Here is a 1,804-nt window from a genome sequence, read left to right on the forward strand (position 1 = left end):
TGAGGACTGGGCGGTCGGTCCGTCCCGCCGCGGGACGGACCGACCGCCCAGGATGCTTCTGGAACCCGGTGCGTGAGCGCCGTGTGAACCGGCTCGCGCGGGACATCCGTTAGGTATGACGTCCACCGACGTGAAAGACGCGAAGCCGCGCGCCGCCCGGCCGCCGCGCTGGAGCAGGATCCCGCTCACCCTGGTCGTCGTGGCCGCGCTGCTCTTCCTCGGCAGCCGGCTCGATCTGCTGCCCGGATTCGGCAATCTGTTCGGCGAGGAGACCCACGACCGTACGGGACCGACTCTGCTCGAATCCATTCAGGACCTTGACCGCTACGAGGCGGCTTCCGGCAATTTCCAGGTCGTGGTGGATCTGGAGAAGGACGCCAAGTATCTGCCGGACGCGATCCGCGGCACCCGGACGCTCTATGTGGGCGCCGGTACCGTCAGCTCGTATGTCGACTTCGGCGGCCTCGGCGCGGGCAGCGTCACGACGGACGAGGCGCGCACCTCCGCGACGATCCGGCTGCCGCACGCACGCCTGGGCGAAGCGGCCCTGGACCCGGACCGTTCGTACGCCGTGTCCAAACAGCGCGGACTGCTCGACCGGCTCGGAGACCTCTTCTCCGGCAACCCGGCCGACGAGCGGGCCGTGAACAGGCTGGCGGCCCGGCATATCTCGGACGCGGCCAAGGAGAGCGAACTGACCGAGCGGGCCGAGAAGAACACCACCAGCATGCTCAAGGGCCTGCTGCGCTCGCTCGGCTTCACCGAGGTGACGGTGGTCTACGGCTGAGGCTGGACGCCGCCCAGCCGGGTGAGCCGGCCGACGAGATCGCCGAAGGCGCCGTCGGCCGGCTCGTCCGCGACGATGCGGAGCAGGATCGCGGCCATCTCCTCGTCGTACGCGGCGCTCACCGCGGCCAGCGCGGCGAAGTCGTGCACGAGCTGCAACTCCAGCTCGGCGCGCGGAATGCGCCGGCCGTCCAGCCAGAGCAGCGCCGTCGTCTCGGCCAGCGACACCCAGGACCGTACGACCAGCTCCAGTCGCGCGGGCGGGCGGCCGACTCCGAGATGGGCGACGATCTGCTCGTACGCGGCCTGCCGTACCTCGCTGACCATCGCGGTCGCGGTGGACGAGCCGATGGCGGGACCTCCGCGCATCAGCGCGGAGAAACCGGGGCCGTGCTGCTCGACGAAGTCGAAGAAACGTTCCATCACCCGGAGCAGCCGCGCTCCGAGCGGCCCTTCGCGCGGTTCCACGAACCGGTCCGCCAGATCGTCGGCGGCACGGCGCAGGGCGGCCTCGTACAGGCTCTGCTTGCCGGGAAAGTAGTGGTAGACGAGCGGCCGTGAGATACCGGCCGCCGCCGCGATCTCGTCGATCGAGACGTCGTCGGGGGAGCGGTGGCTGAACAGCTCCAGCGCCACGCCGATGAGCTGTTGCTTCCGCTCTTCGACGCCCATCCTGCGGCGCACTACGGTCGTCATATGAACAGCCTAACGGGCGGACCTTCTGGGATGTCCGTTACGCTCGCGGTCCATGAGCGCATCTGACCAGGACGAGGCCGTGCACACGCCGATGCCCGAGCCCGAGCGCGACGGCCTGACACCTCGTCAGGCGAGGCGCACCGGAATCGCCCTGGCCTCATTCCTGCTCGCGGCGCTGGCGGTACTGCTCCTGATCCGACTGGCCCAGCGGACCTCGGTCCTGGTGGTCGGCGTCTACGGCCTCGCGATGATCCTGTGCGGCGTAGTAATAGAACTCAACCGCCACGGCCGCACCCGCCTGGGCCTATGGCTAAAAGCCACA

Annotated in this window: 3 protein-coding genes; 2 read left to right on the forward strand and 1 reads right to left on the reverse strand. The window is 69.4% G+C overall.

Annotated elements, in window-relative coordinates; all coding sequences use genetic code 11:
- Positions 1-115: 115 nt before the first annotated feature.
- Positions 116-787: a DUF4230 domain-containing protein gene (locus tag GA0115259_RS31645; RefSeq protein WP_093603344.1), complete on the forward strand. Its 672-nt coding sequence runs from the start codon at positions 116-118 to the stop codon at positions 785-787.
- Here GA0115259_RS31645 and GA0115259_RS31650 read toward each other — a convergent pair.
- A complete protein-coding gene (locus GA0115259_RS31650) occupies positions 778-1,482 on the reverse strand; it encodes a TetR/AcrR family transcriptional regulator (RefSeq protein WP_093603346.1) in 705 nt (234 codons plus the stop codon). The genes GA0115259_RS31645 and GA0115259_RS31650 overlap by 10 nt on opposite strands.
- 52 nt (positions 1,483-1,534) lie before the next feature.
- On the opposite strand from GA0115259_RS31650, the gene GA0115259_RS31655 reads away from it, so the two are divergent.
- On the forward strand, positions 1,535-1,804 hold a 270-nt coding region (locus tag GA0115259_RS31655; RefSeq protein ID WP_093603348.1), incomplete at its 3' end, for a hypothetical protein.

This window comes from Streptomyces sp. MnatMP-M17 (genome assembly GCF_900091995.1).
Taxonomy (GTDB): Bacteria; Actinomycetota; Actinomycetes; order Streptomycetales; family Streptomycetaceae; genus Streptomyces.